18 protein-coding genes are annotated in these 21,218 nt (G+C 69.7%); 6 read left to right on the top strand and 12 right to left on the bottom strand.

Annotated elements, in window-relative coordinates:
- Positions 1 to 43: 43 nt before the first annotated feature.
- From SOM13_RS07515 to SOM13_RS07500, 4 genes are all read left to right on the top strand, one after another.
- On the top strand, positions 44 to 454 hold the full coding sequence (locus tag SOM13_RS07515) for an ester cyclase (RefSeq protein ID WP_243214540.1): 411 nt from the start codon (positions 44 to 46) through the stop codon (positions 452 to 454).
- Positions 455 to 498: 44 nt separating this feature from the next.
- Positions 499 to 732 (top strand): hypothetical protein, encoded by a 234-nt coding sequence (locus SOM13_RS07510; protein WP_320479292.1) that lies wholly within the window; start codon positions 499 to 501, stop codon positions 730 to 732.
- 1,001 nt (positions 733 to 1,733) lie between these two features.
- Positions 1,734 to 2,024, top strand: a complete 291-nt coding sequence (locus SOM13_RS07505) for a hypothetical protein (protein WP_243214538.1) — start codon at positions 1,734 to 1,736, stop codon at positions 2,022 to 2,024.
- A gap of 175 nt (positions 2,025 to 2,199) precedes the next feature.
- A complete protein-coding gene (locus SOM13_RS07500) occupies positions 2,200 to 4,167 on the top strand; it encodes a thioester domain-containing protein (protein ID WP_320479291.1) in 1,968 nt (655 codons plus the stop codon).
- Positions 4,168 to 4,251: 84 nt separating this feature from the next.
- Here SOM13_RS07500 and SOM13_RS07495 read toward each other — a convergent pair whose 3' ends face one another.
- The 7 genes from SOM13_RS07495 to SOM13_RS07465 all read right to left on the bottom strand — a co-directional run bounded on the left by SOM13_RS07495 (position 4,252) and on the right by SOM13_RS07465 (position 12,460).
- Positions 4,252 to 8,748: an FtsK/SpoIIIE domain-containing protein gene (locus SOM13_RS07495; RefSeq protein WP_320479290.1), complete on the bottom strand. Its 4,497-nt coding sequence runs from the start codon at positions 8,746 to 8,748 to the stop codon at positions 4,252 to 4,254.
- On the bottom strand, positions 8,745 to 9,338 hold the full coding sequence (locus tag SOM13_RS07490) for a hypothetical protein (RefSeq protein WP_320479289.1): 594 nt from the start codon (positions 9,336 to 9,338) through the stop codon (positions 8,745 to 8,747). Before SOM13_RS07490 ends, SOM13_RS07495 begins: the two co-directional genes overlap by 4 nt.
- A gap of 46 nt (positions 9,339 to 9,384) precedes the next feature.
- Entirely contained in the window at positions 9,385 to 10,050 is a 666-nt protein-coding gene (locus tag SOM13_RS07485) for a hypothetical protein (RefSeq protein WP_320479288.1), read from the bottom strand.
- A complete protein-coding gene (locus tag SOM13_RS07480) occupies positions 10,047 to 10,553 on the bottom strand; it encodes a hypothetical protein (protein WP_320479287.1) in 507 nt (168 codons plus the stop codon). Before SOM13_RS07480 ends, SOM13_RS07485 begins: the two co-directional genes overlap by 4 nt.
- Positions 10,554 to 10,567: 14 nt before the next feature.
- Positions 10,568 to 11,806 (bottom strand): putative T7SS-secreted protein, encoded by a 1,239-nt coding sequence (locus SOM13_RS07475; RefSeq protein WP_320479286.1) that lies wholly within the window; start codon positions 11,804 to 11,806, stop codon positions 10,568 to 10,570.
- Entirely contained in the window at positions 11,806 to 12,099 is a 294-nt protein-coding gene (locus SOM13_RS07470; RefSeq protein WP_320479285.1) for a hypothetical protein, read from the bottom strand. Before SOM13_RS07470 ends, SOM13_RS07475 begins: the two co-directional genes overlap by 1 nt.
- A 67-nt stretch (positions 12,100 to 12,166) precedes the next feature.
- Positions 12,167 to 12,460 carry a WXG100 family type VII secretion target gene (locus SOM13_RS07465; RefSeq protein ID WP_320479284.1) on the bottom strand — a complete coding sequence of 98 codons (294 nt, stop codon included), beginning with the start codon at positions 12,458 to 12,460 and terminating at the stop codon, positions 12,167 to 12,169.
- 100 nt (positions 12,461 to 12,560) lie between these two features.
- On the opposite strand from SOM13_RS07465, the gene SOM13_RS07460 reads away from it, so the two are divergent.
- Positions 12,561 to 13,379: an FHA domain-containing protein gene (locus SOM13_RS07460; protein WP_320479283.1), complete on the top strand. Its 819-nt coding sequence runs from the start codon at positions 12,561 to 12,563 to the stop codon at positions 13,377 to 13,379.
- Here the strand turns inward: SOM13_RS07460 and SOM13_RS07455 are convergent.
- Both SOM13_RS07455 and SOM13_RS07450 read right to left on the bottom strand, forming a co-directional pair.
- Positions 13,366 to 15,804 carry an ATP-dependent helicase gene (locus tag SOM13_RS07455; protein ID WP_192061076.1) on the bottom strand — a complete coding sequence of 813 codons (2,439 nt, stop codon included), beginning with the start codon at positions 15,802 to 15,804 and terminating at the stop codon, positions 13,366 to 13,368. The two genes, SOM13_RS07460 and SOM13_RS07455, sit on opposite strands and share 14 nt — an antisense overlap.
- A 103-nt stretch (positions 15,805 to 15,907) precedes the next feature.
- Positions 15,908 to 16,894: a glycerophosphodiester phosphodiesterase family protein gene (locus SOM13_RS07450; RefSeq protein WP_320479282.1), complete on the bottom strand. Its 987-nt coding sequence runs from the start codon at positions 16,892 to 16,894 to the stop codon at positions 15,908 to 15,910.
- 206 nt (positions 16,895 to 17,100) lie between these two features.
- Here SOM13_RS07450 and SOM13_RS07445 point away from each other — a divergent pair, with 206 nt between their 5' ends.
- On the top strand, positions 17,101 to 17,946 hold the full coding sequence (locus SOM13_RS07445) for a Bax inhibitor-1/YccA family protein (protein ID WP_192061074.1): 846 nt from the start codon (positions 17,101 to 17,103) through the stop codon (positions 17,944 to 17,946).
- 299 nt (positions 17,947 to 18,245) lie between these two features.
- On the opposite strand, the gene guaA is transcribed toward SOM13_RS07445, so the two are convergent.
- The 3 genes from guaA to SOM13_RS07430 all read right to left on the bottom strand — a co-directional run bounded on the left by guaA (position 18,246) and on the right by SOM13_RS07430 (position 21,184).
- Complete coding sequence (gene guaA, locus SOM13_RS07440) at positions 18,246 to 19,832, bottom strand: glutamine-hydrolyzing GMP synthase (RefSeq protein WP_243214514.1); 1,587 nt, start codon at positions 19,830 to 19,832, stop codon at positions 18,246 to 18,248.
- Positions 19,829 to 20,293: a DUF3817 domain-containing protein gene (locus tag SOM13_RS07435; RefSeq protein ID WP_192061072.1), complete on the bottom strand. Its 465-nt coding sequence runs from the start codon at positions 20,291 to 20,293 to the stop codon at positions 19,829 to 19,831. Before SOM13_RS07435 ends, guaA begins: the two co-directional genes overlap by 4 nt.
- A gap of 63 nt (positions 20,294 to 20,356) precedes the next feature.
- Positions 20,357 to 21,184: an SURF1 family protein gene (locus SOM13_RS07430; protein WP_243214512.1), complete on the bottom strand. Its 828-nt coding sequence runs from the start codon at positions 21,182 to 21,184 to the stop codon at positions 20,357 to 20,359.
- Between the last annotated feature and the right edge of the window lie 34 nt (positions 21,185 to 21,218).

Genomic DNA, 21,218 nt, shown 5'->3' with positions numbered 1-21,218 from the left:
GAGTAGACGGGAGTCCAGACACAAGACAGGAATGGAGCCGACGATGGCGAAAGAGAAGAACATCAAGACCCAGGAGCTGATCGGCGAGATCCTCACCGCGCGGCAGGTCGATCGACTCGGTGAGGGATTCCACGCCGACGTCGTCGATCACGACCCCGCCCCGGGCGCACCGGCCGGCGTCGAGGGCATCAAGGCCTTCTGGGGCGAGTTCTTCACGGCCTTCCCCGACGTCGACCTCGCGGTGGAGACCCTCGTCGCCGACGACGAGCACGTCACCGCCGTCTTCACGATCTCGGGCACTCACACCGGTCCGTTCCAGGGTCACGAGCCGACGGGCAGGAGCTTCACCGTCCGCGGCATCCAGGTCGGCCGCTTCGACGACGACGGCATGCTCGTCGAGCGCTGGGGGGCCACCGACGAGGCGGGCCTGCAGCAGCAGCTCGGCCTCGCCTGACCACCGCCCCACCCGCATCCCGCGAACTCCCGAGAGGATCCATCATGAGCGACACCAGCAACCCCGCGGCTTCCGGCGAGAAGCCCTACGACCAGGCCGACGAGTTCGCCGAGTCCGAGCAGATCGCGACCAACGACGCCGTCGCCGGCGAGACGGTCTTCCCCGGCGTCGGCGAGGGCAACGACGGCCCGACCGGCGGCGCACCCCGCGAGGGATCGCCCGACGGAGCCGAGAACGATCTCGCCGACGAGGAGATCGATCTCGACGAGACCGACTGAGCACGCCTCCTGAACCACCGGACGCCCCCGCCGCCACCGCGCGACGGGGGCGTCCGTCGTTTCCCGTCTTCGCCGACACCTTCATGGTCCGCTAGCGGCACGGGCTTGGGCATGAATGCCATCGCGGTCAACAACGTGAGTTCAGTAACCCCGTCTGAACATAAATCTGGTGTGTTTTTAATATCATCCTCTAGAGGGAGGCTTCTCGGCCGTGCGGGAAGCAACCTTGGCACTGCGGAAGAAGTGATCCATCGGGTTGATCACCCCGCATCAGGAAAGGAAATTGATAATGAAACTCCCTTGGGTTGCTGTACCTGCCTCCGTATTTGCAGTAGTTCTCGGAACGGCACTATTGGCGCCGACGGCCTAAGCCGCACCCATTTCGAGCTCATCGTTCGAGAAGAGAGAGGCGGCGGCACTCCAAGTTTTCGAGCGCGTCAGTTCAGCTGAGAACTCGTCTGCCGCGTACAACGCGCTTTCTGCTGACGAACGTTCTGCATTCGAGGCGTACTTCTTGCCGGCCAGGACCGAGGAGACTCTGTTGTTGACGCCTCTCGATTCGAACGCACGAGCGGCTTCACAGGCAGGCGAAGTGGACGGCCGCTACTCGTCCATCGAGGCAGCCGCAACTGAGGTGAGTTCCACCCTCGGCTGCTGGGGAACTTGGGCGAAGAACACCCAGAGGGCGGCTGCGGGTAACACGGTTTTTGACACCTATACGGAGGGGACGTGGTGTGCGAACGGTTCGAAGGTGACCTCGGCGACATTTTCGCGGTCCTGGACCTCGATAGCAGCCCTGGGTTGGCGGGACGCCGGCCAGACGGGCCGGGGATCAGCAGTCGTTGGAAACCGAGCCAAGATCTGGTCACAGCGGAAATTGATCTTGGGGGTCGGTGGATGGGACGTCCAAACCCAGCTTCCCTGCACGCGTCTCATCGGAACTGCCGCCGGTAAAGCCTCCGGTGATCGCTCCTGCAGCCTCTATTGAGAGACTGCTGTCCATGCCGAAGCTCCCGTGGATGTCAGGGCCACCATCTAAGGCGCGCCACACAATCGAGGGCAGCATTATCCTGATTCAGGGGGTGATCACCCTTATCTCCGCCATCATGCTCTCGCCTGTCGGAGTGGTGCTGATCATGGCCAACGTCGCTGCAGCCCTAGGCACAAAAGGAAAGCGCCGGTCGGCGTTCGCCGGCGTAGCCATCACCGCAGCTATGGCCTACACGCTCGTGGCAGCTTTCATCCCTGCAGTCTCCTCGACAACCGAAGTAGGGATCCCGAAAGAGTTCTAGCCACAAAGCCAGCGCACCCCAGGGAAGACGCCCCCGCCGCCATCGCGCGACGGGGGCGTCCGTCGTTCCACAGCCTCCCCACCCGCGCCCTCCCCCGTGAGGCTCGCCCCGTCGCGGTCCACAGGCCGAGGAGGCGCGGTGACGGCACGCCCGCCCCTCTCGTCATCGTCGTCCCATGACATCCACGAACGCCCCCTCGCGGGCCCCACGAAGACGACTTCCGACCGCCCTCCTGCTGGTGCTGAGCATCCTCGGCGCCACGCTGCTCGGCGCCCTGCCCGCCTCGGCGATCACCCCGACCGGACTGGGCACCGGCCATCTGTGGAACGGCGACCGGGCCTCGTGGCTCGGCACCTACCGGCTGCCCGACGGGCGTCAGGCGTTCTGCCTGGAGGCCGGCAAGTCGTCGCCGATCGGCAACGAGTACGTCACCGAGACGGGCGCCGACGTCTTCGGGGTTTCGACCGCCGATCACGCCCGCCTCGCCTACATCGCACGCACCTGGGCCGGCACGAGCGACCCGAACACGGCGGCCGCGGGGCAGTTGGCGGTCTGGACGATCACGGGGCTCAACGGGCACGACCAGCGCTACTACGCGGGGCGGGCGAACGACCAGTGGCCCGTGGTGCTGCAGCGGGCGAACGAGATGCTCGCCGAGGCGACCGCCGCCGCCTCGCGCTCGGTCGCCGGCACGGTGGCCCTCGACCTGCGTGACGACGGCACGGGCTCCGTCCGTGGCGACCTGACCGTCGACCGGGTGGCCGGAGGGCCGACCAGGCTCGGGCCCACGCACCGCGGCACGATCACGCTCGAGGGCGCCGTCTTCGCCGACGGCCGGCCGACGGCGACCCCGCGCAACGGCGAGACGCTGGCGTTCCGCACGACCGCCACGACCCCGGTCGTCACGGTGAAGGCGAAGGCGGAGTTCACCGGGCTCCCCTACGGGCGAATCATGACGGTCGGCAGCAGCGCCGTCGGCTCGCAGATGATCCTCTTCTCGGGCGGCACCTCGGTGGCCGCCGCGGGCAGAGCGTCGACCGAGTCGAGGTCGCCGCTGCCGTTCCAGCCCCGCGTGTCCACGATGACGAGCGATGCGGTCGCGGAGACGGGCACGGTTCTGACCGACCAGCTGACGCTCGCGGTCGAACCCGGCGACGGCCTCCTCGCCGAATGGGGGCGCTACGACGCGGGCGGTCGATGGGCGCCCGTCCCCATCACCGTCCGCAGCACGCTGATGGGCCCTTTCGCCGCGCCCGTCGTCGAGAGCGCCGAGTGGCCGGACGATGCGCCACGGGTCTGCGAGGTCGAACTCGTCATCACCGACGGACCGGGCACCTACGACACACCGGGCTGCGAGCTGCCCTCGGGCGGCTACTACACGTGGGTCGAGACCATCGATCCGGCCGACACCCCGGCCGACGCCGGGCGCGACCGGCTGCGCCCGTGGCGGTCGGTCTTCGGGGCGGCCACCGAGACGACGCTCGTCCCGTGGTCGCCGACCATCGCCACCGAGGTCGTCGGTCCGCAGCAGGTGCTCACGGGCACCTGCGTGAGCGATGCGCTCCTCGTCTCGGGGATGAACCCCGCCGTGGAGACCTTCGACGTCGAGTCGTACCTCGTGGGTCCGTTCCCCATCGAGGAGGATCTGTCCGAGGGAGACGACGTCGGCCCGTTGACGGACCTCGACCCCACTCTGATCGCGGGCCGTGTCGTCACGACGATCGACGGCGACGGTCGGCACGAGTCGCCGTGCGTGTCGGTCGACGAACCCGGGACGTACGTGTTCGTCCTCACCTCGGCGGGTTCGACGCCCGACGAGTCGGGCCTGCAGGTCATCCCGGCCTTCGAGGACTCCTTCGTGTACGAGTCGGAGATGGTCTCGGTCGTCGCACCCGAGGTGCCCGAGGTCCCCGAGGAGCCGGTCACCCCGGCCGTCGTCGAGCCCGACCCGCAGCCGACCCCCGAGACGAAGCTGGCGTTCACCGGTGGCCCCGACGGCGTGCGGATCGCCGGTCTCGCCGCGGGGGTCGTGGGCACCGGACTGCTCCTGGTGCTGATCGCCCTCGTCGCGGGCCCTCTACGTGGCCGGGCCCGGACGCCCCTCGGCCCCGATGGTCTCCCCGCGGTGGACGACGGGCGGTGACACCCTGCTGAGGTCGAGGGGCGGGTGCCGAACGTCCGCCCCTCGACCCGCCCTCAGGCTCCGACTCCGACCGCAGCTCCCCTGTCATCCCCACGGGACCCGGACCTGCAGCAGCTCGCCGGCGCCCAGGTTCACGACGGCGACACCGTGGCGCAGGCGAGCCGCGAGCGAGCTCTTCGGCAGTGCCGCGCCGATCACGTCGCCGTCCACCGCCTGCTGCGGGCTGAGCACGGCTCCGCAGCGGTTCCGTCTCACGTCGACCAGCCAGCCGGAGAAACCCGACCCCAGCTCGGACGACGTCCCCGCCACCACCAGTCCCTGACCCCGATCGGAGCACGACATGACGTATGACGACAGCCAGGCCGCAGCCGGTGCGTCCCGGAGCAGTTCTGCGTCGTCCACGACGAGCACCCGCCGAGGAGGCGCGGTGTCGAACCACGACGCCAGCTCCTCCTCCCGAGGGCGGGCCCCGGTCACGACGGCGAGCACCCGGTGACCGGTCTCGAGCTCGCGGAGCGGCGACGGCCTGGGCGCCACGACCACGACCTCCGCGCCGCCGTCGACCAGAGACCGCACCACCGACAGCAGCAGGGTGCTGCGCCCGCTGCGGCTCGGACCGCCGATCATGAAGGTCCCCGCGCCCGTCGCGAGGTCGGGGCCGACTGCCTCGAGATCGTCACCGCCGACCCCGACGAGCGCGAACATGCCGTCGCCGTCGGCTGCGGTCGAGCCGTGTCGACGACGACTCATGGCGTCGTCGTAACGGAGCGGCCCCTCGAGCCTGTCGAGGCGGAACGGTCGTCGGCCCGAGCCCGAGGCCGCATCGCGGCTCGTCGCCTCCGCACCGATGCGTGTCAGGTCGTCGGCCTGGGCCTGCCCCGACGGGTCTCGACCGACGAGCGCGATCTGCAGCTCGACCCCGGTGCCGGCCACGACGCCTCTCCCGTCGGGCATCCGCTCCGGCATCCGTCGCATGTCGAGACCGGCGAGCGAGTAGTCGGAGAGGTCCGAGAGTCGGAGCACGATCTTGCGGTCGACGAGGGTGGAGAACCGTCCGGCGACGAGTTGACGATCACCGGTGACGATCACATGGATCCCCGCGCTCGCCCCCTCCCGCAGCAGCTGCGTGACCTGCTCGGTGAGCCTCCCGCCGTCGAGATCCCCGAGCCCGCCGGCGAAGCCCTCCCAGCGGTCGATCATCAGCACGATGTGCGGCAGCCGGTCGGACGGCTCGACCGCCCGGCGCTGCTCGACGACGCCGGCGTGCCCGCCGTCCGCCAGGACCTCCTGTCGCCGGAGGCACTCCCCGACGAGCCGCGAGAGGAGGCGCGCGGCTCGTTCGGTCTCGGCGCGTTGCACGATCGCGCCGACGTGCGGCAGCTTCAGCATCGGGAGCAGCGCCCCACTGCCGCAGTCCAGACCGTAGAGATGCACGTCGGCGGCCGACGACCCGGAGGCGATCGAGGCGGCGAGCGCCCTCAGCACCTGCGACCGGCCGGTCCGCGGTGCCCCGACGATGTAGAGGTGGCCGTCGTGCTCGAGGTCGAACGTGGCCGGTCGGCGAGCTTGACTCGACGGGTGGTCCTCGAGACCGAACGGGAACGCGGCGAGGCGACCGCCGGCCGTCGGAGCGACGGCGTGTGCGCGGCGGATCTCGTCGAGGGTGATGGTGTCGGGCAGCGCGTCGAGCCAGGGGCGGTGCGGATCAGGGCGCCCGAGCCGTTCGACGGCCTCGGCGATGGCGGCGACCAGCTGCACGAGGTCGGTCTCGTCCGCGTCGACGACCCGCGCCTCCTGCGGGGGTGTCGGCAGCGGGCCGCCGATCGACGACTCGGCGACGACGGCGCCCCAGAGAGGTCGGTCCGAGACCGTCGCGGCTCCGGGGGCTCGTCCGCCGACGCGGCCGGCCTGGAAGGGCAGCAGGGCTCCGGCCCCGAGTCGGGCGAATGCCCGCCCGGGGGTCGACTTCGAGATGCCGGCGGAGTCCCGGGCGTCGATGACGTCGGTGCTCTCGGCGTCGTCGGTCACGCGGAGGGCGATCCGCAGGTTGGTGTTGGCGCGGATGTCGCCGGTCACGACACCCGTCGGACGCTGCGTCGCGAGGATGAGGTGCACCCCGAGCGAGCGCCCCCGCTGGGCGATGTTCACGAGCCCCGTGACGAAGTCCGGCAGCTCGCGAGCGAGGCTCGCGAACTCGTCGATCACGATGACCAGGCGCGGCAGCACGACGGGTCGCGCGCGCCTGTCTCGCACCTCCAGGTAGTCTTCGATGTCCTTCGCGCCGGCTTCGGCGAGCAGGTGCTCTCGTCGCAGGAGCTCGGCCCCGAGCGACTCGAGTGCCCGTTCGACGAGGTGGGGGTCGAGATCGGTGACCAGACCGACCGTGTGCGGCAGGGCCGCGAGGTCCCGGAAGGCCGCACCGCCCTTGTAGTCGACGAGCACGAACGTCATCGAGTCGGGCGTGTTCGACGACGCGAGCGACGCGACGATGCTCTGCAGCAGCTCCGACTTGCCCGAACCGGTCGTCCCCGCCACGAGTCCGTGCGGCCCGTCGGTGCGCAGGTCGAACGAGAAGCGTCCGTCGATCCCGTGGCCGACGACGACTTCGGTGGTGGGGGCTCGGGCGCTCCACCGCGCCTGGACCTTCGCCGCCGTCGGTTCGGTCAGGTCGAGGACGTCGAGGAGGCGCGATCGGGAGGGCAGACCGGCCGCGTCGTCCTCGTCCCCCACGTCGATCAGCGGGGCGAGGCCTCGGGCCACGGCGTCGGCCCATCCGACCGGCAGACGGTCGGGGCGCACACGCTCGACGACGGGGGCGCGGTCGACGGCGACCGTGTGACCCGTCGGAGAGCAGGTGACCACGGCGAGGCACTCCTCGGGCAGCGACCGCGCGTCGGCGTCGAGGCAGATGGAGCGGATGCCCACCTCCGGTCCGTCGCGGAGCAGGGGGACGAGCCCGGGCAGGGTGCGGAGCCGCCGTGCGCCGTCGATGATGACGACGACGTCGGGGCCGCTGGCGACGGTCTGACGACCGTGGCCCTCCCGCTCGGCTCGGCGGCGGGCGTCGACGAGCTTGCCTAGGTCGGCGAGTCGGCGTGCCACACCCGCCGACTCGACCGCGAGGCGGATGGCCCGGTCTCCTCCCGGGTCGGTCCGCGTGTGCGGCACCCACCGCAGCCAGGCCCAGGCCTCGCGCCCCTCTGGGGCCGTGAGCACGACGATCTCGACGTCGCGGGGGCTCTGCAGCACGGCGAGCTGGGCGACGAACCAGGTGGCGAGTGAGCGGGTGTCGTCGGGTCGTCCGGCGAGGCCGACGACCCCGTGCTCGCCGAGTGCGATGCTCACGGGCACGTCGAGGGCCGGTCGCGACACGATCCGCCGGTGCTCCAGCTCGGCCGGGTCCTCGACAGTGACGCCGGAGGGCATGTCGGCGGTTCCGACCCGGAGGGCGAGGTGGTCGGCGTGACCGCGTCGCCTCTCCCACAGCCGGGAGCGGCGACGGATGGCGATGTCGAGGACCGTCGCCGGGTCGGGCGCGGTGAGCCGCCGGTGGGCCTCGACCTGTCGGACGGCGGCGGAGGCGTCGTCCGCGATCGCGGCCTTCGTCGCCTCGTGCTCGGTGAGTCGACGTCGATGCGAGGTGCGGCCGTTCCGGCGGTCGTAGAGGTAGTTGCCGACGAGCACGACCGGCGACATGAGCCCGAAGGCCAGGAAACCGAGATTGCCGAAGAGGCGCACCATGACGACGGCCATGATCAGGGGCGCGATGGCGGCGACGATGGGGAGCGGGCGACGCGCCGGAGGCTGTGGTTCTGGCGGATAGCGGAACACCGTCGGCGGGTCGTCCGGCAGCAGTCGCGGAGGCCGGGCGTAGTCGACGTATCCGCCGCCGTCGGTCGGACTGGTGGCCGCACGGGCGCCTCCCGCCCCCGACACCGCGAGCAGGGTCGCGCCGATCGTCACGATGCTGCTCTCGTCGAGGTCGGTGGGCGCGGTGATCCGACGCCGGTCGACGTACACGGACGCGAGCCCGTCGGTCTCGGCGCCGGTCGAGTCGCCGGCGCCGGTCGCCGACGAGCGGTCGGCTGCGGACCGCGTCTCGTCGTCGGCGGTCGCGCTCGAACCGTCTTCCGCCGCCAGGGCCGGCGCGATGCTGAAGCGACCGGCCCCGTCGAGTGTCAAGGCGGCCGCGAGAGGAGGCACGAGAGGGTCGTCGAGGACGACCGTCGACCCGCTGCCCCGCCCGATCACGACGACGCCGGGGTCGACGACGAAGACCGTGCCCGCCCCCGGTCCACCCACGATGCGGACGGTGGGCAGGTCGTCCGGTACCCGCGGGACGCTCGGCGGCGCTCCGAAGCTGATGACCGCGCCGTCGACGATCGCACCCTCCTCGACGGTGCGGCGCGGGTCGATCGACTCTCCGTCGACGTGGATGTGCTGCGTTTCGGCCGCGTGGACGCCGAGGTGGCTCGCGGCATGCCCGACGATCGCGGCCAGGGTGGTGCCTGGCTCCGCCTCCCAGACGAAGTCGGCGGTCTGCTGAGACGGTTCGTGTCTGACGGTGGCGCTGATCCTCACTCGGCGGGCACCACGTTGATGCCCTGGACGAAGTCGTCGCTGAACGGGACGAGCGTGCTGGTCTGCTCGGGAGGTCCGATGTGGAGGCTGACGCGGAGGTCGTAGGGCTCGACACGGAACGAGTACACGACGGCCGCCTCGAGTGCGCCCTCATGCTCGGCGAACCGGACTCCGCGCCATCCGTCACCGAGGTCGGGAGTCGAGAAGGCTTCGAGGTCGGGCGGCTCGATCTGGTCCAGATCGGTCTCGAGCACGAGTTGCCGCAACATGGTCTCCCGTTCTCCGTCGCAGAATCCGTACTGCACCCGGAGCGGCCCGGCCAGCTCGTCGATCGTCGGGGCGAACAGATAGTGCGATTCGCCCTCTCGAGGGATCTGCGCCAGATGCTCGAGGACCCGGCGCAGGTGCTTGAGGCCGGAACGGGTCACTGAAGCGGATCTCCCTCGAATGTCGTGGAGCGTGGCGTCGACCCACGACTGGGCTGTCGCATGCTCCTGGAAGGGCCAGCCCTGTGGCAGGGCGACCCAGAGCGAGGGGTCGTACCCCATGAGCACATCGTGGGTGTCGTCGTAGGTGTCGACGTCGGTCATCCCGGTTCTCCTTGCGGGTCGTGAGTCAGGGGGTGCGGCGTGCTGGTCACGCTGTGGCCCGGTCGGTGATGGTGCTGCCGGCTTCGTCGCGCCACCGGATGCTCTCGACGACCGCCGCCAGGAGGTCGGAGAGGGCATCTGCGATGCTCCCGTCGGGGTCTTCGGCGGCCTCGTGATCGTCGCTGCCCACGGTGGCGACGACGACGAAGAGATGCGAGGCGAGACCGTGGATGCGGCTGAGCGTCGTCCTGCGACGCAGGACGGCGACGGGTCTATCGACGCGCGGAGGTGCGACCACGTCGCCGCCGTCAGTCCAGAAGACGGCCGGTTCGCCGGCGACCGCTGTGATCGATCCGCCGTGTCTGGCGGCCTGCGCCATCAGCGTGTCATCGGGGTCGGTGCCGGCGGGCACGTCCGCAACCCCGCATGTGATGGTGGCCGAGATGCGGGTGCCCGGCCAGGTGCCTGCGAGGACGTAGCTGTCGAGCAGCCGCAAGCCGCTCTGCGTCGAGGGGATGCCGTCGAGGATCGGGCGAGCCTGCCTTCGGAAGTCGCGCTCGTCGTCACCGACCAGCCCGAGCTGACCGACGACCTCGGCGAGAGCCGTGTCGGCTGACCTCGACCCGCCCACATGGACGAATCCCGCCGGCAGTACGAGCGAATACGACCGCGCCGCGCCACTCGCCGAGCGATGCACGAACGTCCGGCTCATGCCTCGACCGCCTGTTCACGCCGCCGCTCGGCCCGTTCCCGCACGCTGCGGACCACCGCCGCCGCGAACCCGACCACGGAGCACGCCCCCATGACCGCCGCGAAGTAGACGACGTAAGTCGGCCACCCCTCTGCATACTCGAAGGAGATGGAGTAACCGGAAAGCAAGAGGCCGTTGATCCCCCAGACGAACGGCAACATCCAGGAATGGGCCGCGATCGGGCCCACCTTCGGACCAATGAGCATAACGATCAGGGTCAGCATGATGAGGGCTGTAGGAATAGCAAAAATCCATCCCGGAGCCACGAAGGGAGGATAACCGGGAGAGGGCGCATAGATCGATGCGATCTCATCAGATCTTCGTCCCTGCCCCATCCAGACCAAGGCAGTCGCAGCGTAGATGAGATAGACGCCCTGGGTCATCACTATCGTCAAAGGGGTTGAAAAATACAGCCACAATTGAACTATTGGCCGACGACCATGAGGATCGCTAAGATCAGCCATTTCCAAAATCCTCGTCACCATCGACCTCCGGTGACTATGGAAGATCTCGCCTTCGTCACATCTCGATAAATGTTCCAAACCTGGTTAGAGCTGGAAAGAATTAGATCGGCAGCTTGAAACCCGCGCATCCCATTCAATTTGCGCGTCATCTCGGCGATGATGACGGGGTCGTCGAGGACGCCAGCCACTCGGGGTGGCCTGATGAAGCGGGAGACCTGAGCGGCGAAAGGGTCGCCTAGAGATCGGACGAGGCTCTTATCCAGAATGCCTGGGCGCGACCGGCTCCACATGCGGCTGACATAGGCCTTTGCCAGGCTGGGGCTTGCACCCGTTTCCATGAGTTGCGAGGTGCGCGTCGCGCGGAGCGTGTCGACGGATCGACTCAGCCCCTTTCCCACCAGGGCCCCCGACCCGACGAAGGCCATCGACAGCAGAGCGACCGCGACCTCTTCCCAGGTGCCCGTTCCCGCCACGGCCCTCGCGGTCGAAAGCGCGAGGACCAGCCCGGCGACGAGCAGGGCGACTACGTTCACGCCCGGGATGAACATGGCTATGCCCATCAGAACGACTCCGACGACAGATGCCGCGTCGATGACCATCGAGATCCAGGCGTCGTTGTCTTCCATCCAGGTCTGGAAGCCGTCGTAGGCGACGCCGACGGCGCCGCCGATGTCGTCGAAGACCGAGTCGCGCAGGCCGTCGCCGCTCGCGCCGTCGATACGCGAGATCGCGACCGTCGCCGCTGCGGCGACCTCGGCGTGCGCCTCGTCGACCACCCGCCCCAGATCGATCACGCGCCTCCTCGCGTCGTCGCTTCTCGACCGGTGCAGCCGTTCTTGGTCCTCCAACCACTGCTTCGACAGCTCGTCGGGCTCGAGCATCGCCTCCCCGCGGAATCTCTCCGCCTGTCGATGATTCACCTCGTGGTCGTCGACCGCGGACTCGTACTGACGGAGAGCACGATCCGCGGACTCCTGCGCCACGGACAGCACCCGCGCATATGCCACCAGAGCACCACCCGCGGCCTCGTAGCGCCCCTCCGCCCGACCCATCTGCTCGGCCAGCACGCCCGCCTTCGCCAAGAACGCATCGACCGCATCACTGGAGGACCCGCCGTCGTCCAGCGCCCGCAGCGACCGTGCCGCCGACCGGATCGACTCGGCCGTCGATCCGAACCGGTCGGCCATCATCACGACCCGGCCCGCATCGCCCGACACCGGCGCCACCGGCATCGCCCACAACTCGCCCGCCATCAGCGGTGCCCGGCCAGCTGGCCGGCCAGCTGGTTCTCGACCTCGGAGAAGCCGTCGGCCAACGCCCCGGCCGAACGCCCGAGGTCGCCGAGCGACTCGGAGAGGCCGCGCCTCACGTCGTTCCATTCGGTCGAGAACGACCTCACGCGTTCTGCGAGGCCCGCGTGCCCGCAGGCGTCGGCGGCCTCGTCCGCCGAACCGTCTGCCGCCTCGAGCTCTCTCTTGATCACGGTCAGCGTCGAGAACAGCGCCTCGAGCGAACTGCCGCGAACCGTCAGGGTCGATCGCCCCATGCCGGTCTCCTCTCGTCAGAGTGGCCGCCCCGGTCGTGTCGGGGCGGCCACGGGGTGGTCGGTCGGGTCAGCCCAGGCTGCTGGCGAGCTGCGCGTCGGTGCTCTCGAGCGCGTTGGCGGCGCTCTCGAGGAACCCGGCCAGACCCTCGAGCGCCGCGATCGTCGTCGTCGCGCCGGTCGTGAACTCGGAGTAGGTCGAGTCGAACGCCTTGGACGACTTGTCGGTCACGTAGCCCGACGAGACGAGGTTCGTGATCTGCGACTTGAGCTGCCCGAGCTGGTCTTCGATGGCCCGCTGGCCGTTGCGGAGCTGCGTGGACTGGGTACGGAGGTCGTCGTAGGTGACGGTGACGTTTGCCATGAGTGATCTCTCTCGGTCGGAGCCGCCCCGGCTGGGCGACGGACTCCAATATGTCACATAGGGTAAGTAGACCGTTTTGTTTTCCACAGAGGAGTCTCGAGTGCGACCCGGTCGAGGGAAGAACAAGAAGAGCAGAAGATCCCCGGTAGCGCCGCCCGACCTCCTCACCCCCGAGAGCGCGGCACGACTGCGCGAGCAGGGCCTGCTCTCGCGGGTCGTCCGATTGCCCTACCTACCGCCGGAGACGACGGCGATGCCGGGCCTCGCCCAGATCCCCTACACCGCGCCGGCAGCGGCACCCGCCACCGCCACCGCGGCCGCGCCCGCGCCCGCGCCCGCGACGAGCACCGCCGCCCCTCACCCCGTCGACGACCTCGACACGACGCTGCTCCGCCCCCGCCACCTCGACCTCGAGCTGCCCGACGGCTCGCGGGTGCAGATCGGAGGGCGACCGATCGTGATCGGGAGGCGGCCGACGGGGTCGACCCGCACCTCCTCGGCAGGCTCGACGATGCAGTCGCAGACGCACCCCGCGCCCGCGATGAACCCGACGACGGGCCACCCGACCCAGCCGGAGACCGACCACGCCTCTCAGCCGGCGACCGACACGGCGACCGGCGACGAACTGGTCGCGATCGACGACCCGACGCGATCGATCTCCCGTCGCCACCTCCGCGTCATGGCCCGCCCCGACGGGTCGGTCTGGGCGGAGGACCTCGACTCGGGCAACGGCACGCTCGTCGAGCGGGGCGGCGAGAGCGTGTCGGCGCTGGTCCCGGCAGTGCCGGTGAAGATCGTCAGTCGCGATGTGCTCGTGCTGGGCGAGCACCGCGTCCGTGTCGTCCGCCGACCGCCCGGCCCTCTGCCTCAGACCTCGACGCGAGGGCCGGCGGACTCGGCGGTGATCAGACCTTCGTGATCGGTGCGACCTTGATCAGCAGCTTCTTGCGGCCGGCCGAGTCGAACAGCACCTCGGCGATGCGGCGAGCGCCGACCCCCGTGACCGCCATGACGCGACCCTCGCCGAAGTCGATGTGCGAGATGCGGTCGCCCGTCTCGAGCTCGAGATCGCCGTTGTCGCGCACCGTGCCGGTCACCCGATTGGCCCACTCGGTCTTCGGCTTCGTCTTCGAGGCAGCCGTCGCCCGGTCGTAGCTGCCGCCGCCGTACCCGCCGGAAGCGCGGGGCGTGCCCCCGAGACCGCCCCCGCCGCCTGCACCCTCGCGTCGCGCGTTGAGCGCCCGCGGCTGCGTGCCGCCGCGACCGTTCGCCATGCCGGGCGACTGCTTCCAGTCGATGAGCTCGGCGGGGATCTCTTGCAGATAGCGCGACGGCATCGCCACGTTGACCTCGCCGAACTGCGCGCGTGTCATCGCCAGCGAGATGAACAGCTTCTGCCGCGCCCGCGTGATGCCCACGTAGAACAGACGCCGCTCTTCGGCCGGCCCGCCCGGCTCGCTCGCCGACATGCGGTGCGGCAGGAGGTCCTCTTCGACACCGGTGAGGAACACCGCCTCGTACTCGAGCCCCTTCGCGGTGTGCAGCGTCATCAGCGACACCGTGCCGCTCGTGTCGTCGAGGTCGTCGGCCGCCGCGACGAGGGTGACCTCGGTGAGGAAGTCGAGCAGCGTGCCGTCGGGGTTGTTCTTCTGGAACTCTTTCGTGACCGCCACGAGCTCGTCGATGTTCTCGGCCCGGGCCTCGTCTTGCGGGTCGCGCGAGGCGCGCAGCACCTCGACCAGACCGCTGCCCTCGATCAGCGCCGTGAGGATCTCGTGCACCGGGGCCGTCGCGGCGGTCTTCTGCACCTCGTCGAGCAGGGTCGCCAGCCCGCGGATCGCCCCGGTGACCTTGGGGCCGAGCCCCAGCTGGTCTGCGTTGCGCATCGCGTCGCGGAGCGGGGTCGGCGCCTCGGCCGCGTTCGTGTCGGCCCACCGCTGCAATGCGGTCTCGGTCGCCGGGCCGATGCCGCGCTTGGGCACGTTCATGATGCGACGCAGCGCCATCGGATCGGCTGGGTTCGCGACCGAGATGAGGTACGCCATCGCGTCTTTGATCTCGGCACGCTCGTAGAACTTCGTGCCGCCGAGCACCCGGTAGGGGATGGCCGATCGGATGAAGATCTCTTCGAGCGCTCGCGTCTGCGAGTTGGTGCGGTAGAACACGGCGACGTCTTTGTAGGCCGTGCCCGCCTCGTGCAACGCCGCGATCTCGTCGGCGACGAACTGCGCCTCGTCGTGACCGGTGTACCCGGTGAAGCCGACGATCTTCTCGCCCGCCCCCACCGTGGTGAACAGGCTCTTGGCCTGACGGTCGAAGTTGTTGGCGATGACGGCGTTCGCCGCGTCGAGGATGTTCTGGGTCGAGCGGTAGTTCTGCTCGAGCAGGATGACCTTCGAGTTGGGGAAGTCGCGCTCGAACTCGACGATGTTGCGGATGTCGGCGCCGCGGAACGCGTAGATCGACTGGTCGCTGTCGCCGACCACCGTCAACGACGCCCCGGGGATCCGACCGCTGCCGTCGCGCATCGTCTGCACGAACTGCCCGCCGCGCTCGAGCTCGTCGACCAGCTCGGGATCGACCGGCCGGGTCAGCTCGCGGATCAGCGCGTACTGGGCGTGGTTCGTGTCTTGGTACTCGTCGACCAGGATGTGGCGGAACCGCCGCTGATACGTCGCCGCCACATGCGGGAACGCCCGGAACAGGAACACCGTCTGCGCGATGAGGTCGTCGAAGTCGAAGGCGTTCGCCCGCTGCAGCTCGCGGGTGTACTGGCGGAAGATCTCGAGGAACATCACGTCTTGCGGGTCGCCCGCGTTGACCTGGCGCGCGTACGTCTCGACGTCGGTCAGCTCGTTCTTCAGCTTCGAGATCTTGCCGGACGCCTGGCTGACGGTGAACCCGAGGGTGTCGGCGTCGAGCTGCTTGAGGATGCGCTTGAGCAGGGCCCGCGAGTCGGCCGAGTCGTAGATCGTGAACGACTTCGTGAAGCCGAACTGCTCGGCCTCGCGCCGCAGGATGCGCACGCACGCCGAGTGGAACGTCGAGATCCACATGCCCTCGCCGGCCTGCCCGACCAGGTGGGCGACGCGCTCGCGCATCTCGGCCGCGGCCTTGTTGGTGAACGTGATGGCGAGGATCTGACTCGGCCAGGCCTCGCGCGACGCGATCAGCCCGGCGATGCGGCGGGTCAGCACGCTCGTCTTGCCCGAGCCCGCGCCGGCCACGATCAGCAGCGACTGCCCGCGGTACTCGACCGCCTCTTTCTGCTGGGGGTTGAGCCCGGCCGTCAAGGGGTCGCCGGCGGCACCGGTGGGGTCTGAGGGGTCGAGCACGATCGTCATGTCCGGGTCAGTCTAAACGGGGCCACCGACAGTGGGGCCGAGGAGGTGCGGTGCAGGTGGACGGGCACCGCGCCTCCTCGGCTCCCCGGCGTCGGTCGGCCGCTCAGAGTGTGTCGCGGACGGCGATCGCGAGCTCGGGCTGGTCGGCGAAGACCCCGTCGAGACCGAGGGCCATCAGGGCACGGAACTCGTCGGCGTGGTGCCCCTGCGCCGCGCGCCCGCCCGGGCCCCGGTGCGCCTTCGACAGGAAGGCGTTCTCGGCCCGCAGCGTCCACGCGAAGACCTGCAGCCCCGCGGCGTGCGCCCGGTCGACGACCCGCGGGTCGGTCGTCCCGTCGGCGTCGATCAGGGTCGTCTTGTCGAGGCTGATGCCGTGCAGACCGTCGGCGGCGAGGCCCACGAGCGACGACTCGTCGAGCTGCTCGGCGTAGGTCGGCGCGGCCGAGCCGAGACTCGCGACGAGGTCGGCCGCCGCCCCGCGCTTCTCGAGCAGGTAGACGTAGCGCGCGCCGACGCCACGAGCCCGCACCTGGTCGAGCACGGTCCGCTCGAAGCTCTCGATCGTGAGGCGCTCGTCGCCCGCCCAGCCCGCGCCCCGCAGCTCGTCGGCTACGAGCGAGTCGAGCGGCAGCCCGATCGACTCGAAGTAGGCGGCGTGCTTGATCTCGGCGACCAGCCCGACCGGCCGGTCGGCGGCATCGAGGAGGCGCAGCAGATCGGACAGACGGAGCATGCCTCCCGTCCCGTCGTGCTCGGCGCTGCGCGGACGCAACTCGGGCAGCCGCTCGCGCACGGTCAGGGTCGAGAGCTCGGCCCAGGTGAGATCCTCGGTGAACCAGCCCGTGACGTCGGCGCCCTCGATGTGCTTCGTCGTGCGGCGATCCGCGAACTCGGGGCGGTCGGCGACGTCGGTCGTGCCCGAGATCTCGTTCTCGTGCCGGAGGACGAGCACTCCGTCGCGACTGGCCACGATGTCGGGCTCGATCGCATCGGCTCCGAGCTCGACGGCCAGGCGGTACGCGGCCTCGGAGTGCTCGGGGCGGTAGCCGCTGGCTCCGCGGTGGGCGATGACGAGCGGGACGGGGGTCACGCGGCCACGGTAGCGCGCCTCCCTCGACGTCCCGGTCGCTTCCGACCGCCGCCGCGTGAACGGTGCACGAACTGCATGTTCGCTCGGCGCGAATACGGCTCTCATCAGGCGTATCCCCAGCCATCCGAGACAAACCAACCGTTACGGTTGTCCAACGGTCGACGAGTCCCTCGGCGGCCGACACGATCACCAAGACAAGGATCCTGATGGCATTCTCGAATCCCGGCTTCAGTCAGTCGCCGGCCTTCTCTGAGAAGGGCGCTGCCGTGATCCGGCAGCAGCAGGCCGGCGCCGCTGCTGGCCAGCGCCCCGTCGAGTACGACGGCATGACCGCCGAGCAGCTGCAGAACCTCTACACGCAGCCCTCGGCCGGCCCGTCGCAGACCGACCGCATGACCTACGAAGACACCATCACGAAGACGCTCCTCGCCTTCGCGGTCGTGCTCGTCGGCGCCGCAGTGGGCTGGTTCGTCCCGGCGCTCGCGATCGTCGGCGCCATCGCCGGCTTCGTGCTCGCGCTGGTCAACATCTTCAAGAAGAAGCCGTCGGCCGGTCTCGTGCTCGCCTACTCGGCCGCCCAGGGTCTCTTCGTCGGTGGCATCTCGGTGATCTTCGAGAACCAGTTCGACGGCATCGTCACCCAGGCGTTGCTCGGCACGGCCGCCGTGTTCACCGTCACCCTGCTGCTCTTCAAGAGCGGCAAGGTGCGTGCGTCGAAGCGCGCCACCAAGATCTTCATGATCGGCATGGTCAGCTACGGCCTCTTCTCGCTGCTCAACCTCGGTCTCATGGCCTTCGGCGCGAACAACAACCCGTGGGGTCTCCGCGGCGGCGAGATCTTCGGCATCCCGATCGGGTTCCTCATCGGCATCGTCGTCATCCTGATGGCCGCGTACTCGCTGGTGCTCGACTTCGACCAGATCAAGACGGGCGTCGAGCGCGGCGCCCCGCGCATCTACGGCTGGTCGGCCGCCTTCGGCATCGTCATGACCGTGATCTGGCTCTACGTCGAGATCCTGCGCATGCTCGCGATCCTGCGGGGCAACGACTAGGCGACACGGCTGCACCCACGGCGGGGCTCGTTCCGAGAGGAGCGGGCCCCGCTTTCGCGTGCGTCGTGCGCGTACGCGCGGGGCTCGCGTGTGGCGCTCACCCCCGTGATCGAGTGGTCAGAAGATGTCCTTCCGGGGCCCTCGAAGAGCATCTTCTGACCATTCGAGCAGAGCGGCACGCCCGCCCCGGCACGGGACGCGCCACGGGGGCGACACGGAAGACGCCCCTCACGCGAACGCGAGGGGCGTCTCCGGGCCGGTCGACTCGACCGGTCAGACCACGAGAGCGACGTCGCGCGTCACTCCCACTCGATGGTGCCCGGCGGCTTCGACGTGACGTCGAGCACGACGCGGTTCACCCCGTCGACCTCGTTCGTGATGCGGTTCGAGATGCGGGCCAGCACGTCGTACGGCAGGCGGGTCCAGTCGGCCGTCATCGCGTCTTCGGACGACACGGGGCGCAGCACGATCGGGTGACCGTAGGTGCGGCCGTCGCCCTGCACGCCCACCGAGCGGACGTCGGCGAGCAGCACCACGGGGCACTGCCAGATCTCGTCGTCCAGGCCGGCGGCGGTCAGCTCGGCGCGGGCGATCGCGTCGGCCGCGCGGAGCAGCTCGAGACGCTCGTGCGTCACCTCGCCCACGATGCGGATGCCGAGACCGGGCCCGGGGAACGGCTGGCGCCCGACGATGACCTCGGGCAGACCGAGCTCACGGCCGATGGCGCGGACCTCGTCTTTGAAGAGCGTGCGCAGCGGCTCGACGAGCTCGAACTGCAGGTCTTCGGGGAGGCCGCCGACGTTGTGGTGACTCTTGATGTTGGCCGTACCCGTGCCTCCACCGCTCTCGACCACGTCGGGGTAGAGCGTGCCCTGCACGAGGAACTTGACGTCGGACTCGCCCTCGGCCGCCGCCTCGAGCACGAGCGCCTCGGCCGCGCCCTCGAAGCTGCGGATGAACTCGCGGCCGATGATCTTGCGCTTCTGCTCGGGGTCGGTGACCCCGGCCAGCGCGTCGAGGAACTGCTGCTCGGCGTCGACCGTGACGAGACGCACGCCGGTCGAGGCGACGTAGTCCTCTTCGACCTGACGACGCTCGTCGGCACGGAGCAGACCGTGGTCGACGAACACGCAGATCAGCTGGTCGCCGACGGCCTCGTGCACGATCGCCGCAGCCACGGCCGAGTCGACCCCGCCCGACAGCCCGCAGATGACGCGCGAGGTGCCGACCTGCGCACGGATGCGCTCGACCTGCTCGGCGATGACGTTGCCGCTGTTCCAGTCGGCGGGGATGCCCGCGGCCCGGTGCAGGAAGTTCTCGAGCACGGCCTGACCGAACGACGAGTGCTTGACCTCGGGGTGCCACTGCACGCCGTAGAGCTTGCGGGCGTCGCTGGAGAACGCCGCGACCGGGGTCGAGGCGCTCGAGGCGAGCACGTCGAAGCCCTCGGGGGCCTTCGAGACCGAGTCGCCGTGGCTCATCCACGTGGTCTGCTCGAGCGGCTGACCCGAGAGCAGCGTGCTCTCACCCGGCACGAGGGTGACGTCGGTCGCGCCGTACTCGCGCTGACCGGTCTGCGAGACCTCGCCGCCGAGCGCCTTCGCCATGGCCTGGAACCCGTAGCAGATGCCCAGCACGGGCACGTCGAGGTCGAGGATCGCGGGGTCGAGACCCGGTGCGCCCTCTTCGTACACGCTCGACGGGCCACCGCTCAGGACGATGCCCACGGGGTTCTTCGCCGCGATCTCGGCGGCGGTGATCGTGTGCGGCACGATCTCGGAGTAGACGTTGGCCTCGCGCACGCGTCGGGCGATCAGCTGCGCGTACTGCGCACCGAAGTCGACGACGAGCACGGGGCTCTGGGCGGTCTCGGTGGCTTCTGTCACGCGGATGCTCCCTGGGGCTTCGGGGTGGTCTGATCGGGCCTGGCCGCCTTGTCGGCGACGAGAGCGGCGTGCTCGCGCAACGCCAGCTTGGTCATGTGGCTCTCGACGAAGAACGAGAGCAGGGGCACGACGCCGCCGAGCGCGATGATGAGGAACCGCGAGAACGGCCACCGCATCAGGCTCCAGAGACGGAAGTCGGCGAAGAGATAGACGACGTAGAGCCAGCCGTGGGCGATGAGGATCGCCGTCGACAGGTTGAACCCGGTCGTGATGGAGCCCTCGGGCACGAGGAACCCGCCCTCGCCGCCGAGCTGCATCTCGAGCTGGAGGGGCGTGTACTTGAACACCATCTCGAAGATGAGCAGCAGGAGCATCACGCCGGTGATGTACGCCGAGACGCGGTAGAACTTGACCGCACCCGGGATCTTCGGGATGTCGCGTTGCCGGGGCTTGGGAGGCATGGCGTCGATTCTACTCGGGGGCGACCGGCCCGAGAGTCGCCGAGGAGGCGCGGGGCGGGTGGGTCAGGAGGTCGCGTCGGCCTCGAGGCGGGCCTCTTCGGCCTCGTCGATCTCGCGCTCGTAGGCGTCGCGCACGAGACGGAACCAGAGGAAGATGGCGAAGCCGGCGAAGACGACCCACTCGATGGCGTAGAAGATGTTGAGCCAGTTCAGCGACACGTCGGAGTCCGGTGCCGGCGAGCTGATCTGCTCGAGCTCGCCCCAGCTGTCGGCCGCCACGACGTAGCCGCCGTAGACGGAGCCGTCGAAGTCGCCCCACTCGTTGACGAGACTCGCGACCGAGACGACCGTCTCGCGGCCGTTCTCGAAGTCGCCGTCGGAGGGAGCCTCGCTCGGCGAGTACCGACCCGTCAGCGTCAGCTCGGTGCCCACGGGCACGTCGGCCTCGGCCTCGGTCGCGTCGGACTCGTCGGCCGACCAGCCGAGCGCCACCGCCGTAGACGCCCCGTTCGCGTCGTCGACGAAGCGTCCGATCAGCCAGTAGCCGAGATCGCCGTCGTTGACGCGGTCGGAGACGACGCGGAAGTCGTCGGGCGCGAATTCGCCGGTCACGCTGACCATCTGACCGCCGACCCTGTCATAGAACGGGGTCTGCGGCTCGGTCACGTCGGACAGCACCTTGACCGTCTCGGTCTCCGGGTTGGCGACCTGACCGCTCTCGATGCTGCGCTCGAGCTGCCAGTGGCCGAGCCAGGCGAAGATGCCGGAGATGACCAGCGACAGCGCGAGCATCGCGATCCAGCGACCGCGACGGGCCACCTGCCACATGCTCTCGGGCAGAGGCGAGCCGTCGGGACCGGTCGTCAGGGGACGTTCGTCGGTGCGGCTCACGAACGGCATCGTACCGTCGGCCGCCGGTGACCCC

The organism is Frigoribacterium sp. CFBP9030, from assembly GCF_034045195.1.
Taxonomy (GTDB): Bacteria; Actinomycetota; Actinomycetes; order Actinomycetales; family Microbacteriaceae; genus Frigoribacterium.
The sequence above is the reverse complement of the archived record's forward strand: the minus strand, read 5'-3'. Positions and strand labels throughout refer to the sequence as shown.

Excerpts from the sequence above, each read along its gene's own strand:
- SOM13_RS07515 (WP_243214540.1), top strand. The coding sequence starts at position 44 with ATGGCGAAAGAGAAGAACATCAAGACCCAGGAGCTGATCGGCGAGATC.
- SOM13_RS07510 (WP_320479292.1), top strand. The coding sequence starts at position 499 with ATGAGCGACACCAGCAACCCCGCGGCTTCCGGCGAGAAGCCCTACGAC.
- SOM13_RS07505 (WP_243214538.1), top strand. The coding sequence starts at position 1,734 with ATGCCGAAGCTCCCGTGGATGTCAGGGCCACCATCTAAGGCGCGCCAC.
- SOM13_RS07500 (WP_320479291.1), top strand. The coding sequence starts at position 2,200 with ATGACATCCACGAACGCCCCCTCGCGGGCCCCACGAAGACGACTTCCG.
- SOM13_RS07490 (WP_320479289.1), bottom strand. The coding sequence starts at position 9,338 with ATGACCGACGTCGACACCTACGACGACACCCACGATGTGCTCATGGGG.
- SOM13_RS07485 (WP_320479288.1), bottom strand. The coding sequence starts at position 10,050 with ATGAGCCGGACGTTCGTGCATCGCTCGGCGAGTGGCGCGGCGCGGTCG.
- SOM13_RS07480 (WP_320479287.1), bottom strand. The coding sequence starts at position 10,553 with ATGGCTGATCTTAGCGATCCTCATGGTCGTCGGCCAATAGTTCAATTG.
- SOM13_RS07475 (WP_320479286.1), bottom strand. The coding sequence starts at position 11,806 with ATGGCGGGCGAGTTGTGGGCGATGCCGGTGGCGCCGGTGTCGGGCGAT.
- SOM13_RS07470 (WP_320479285.1), bottom strand. The coding sequence starts at position 12,099 with ATGGGGCGATCGACCCTGACGGTTCGCGGCAGTTCGCTCGAGGCGCTG.
- SOM13_RS07465 (WP_320479284.1), bottom strand. The coding sequence starts at position 12,460 with ATGGCAAACGTCACCGTCACCTACGACGACCTCCGTACCCAGTCCACG.
- SOM13_RS07455 (WP_192061076.1), bottom strand. The coding sequence starts at position 15,804 with ATGACGATCGTGCTCGACCCCTCAGACCCCACCGGTGCCGCCGGCGAC.
- SOM13_RS07445 (WP_192061074.1), top strand. The coding sequence starts at position 17,101 with ATGGCATTCTCGAATCCCGGCTTCAGTCAGTCGCCGGCCTTCTCTGAG.
- SOM13_RS07435 (WP_192061072.1), bottom strand. The coding sequence starts at position 20,293 with ATGCCTCCCAAGCCCCGGCAACGCGACATCCCGAAGATCCCGGGTGCG.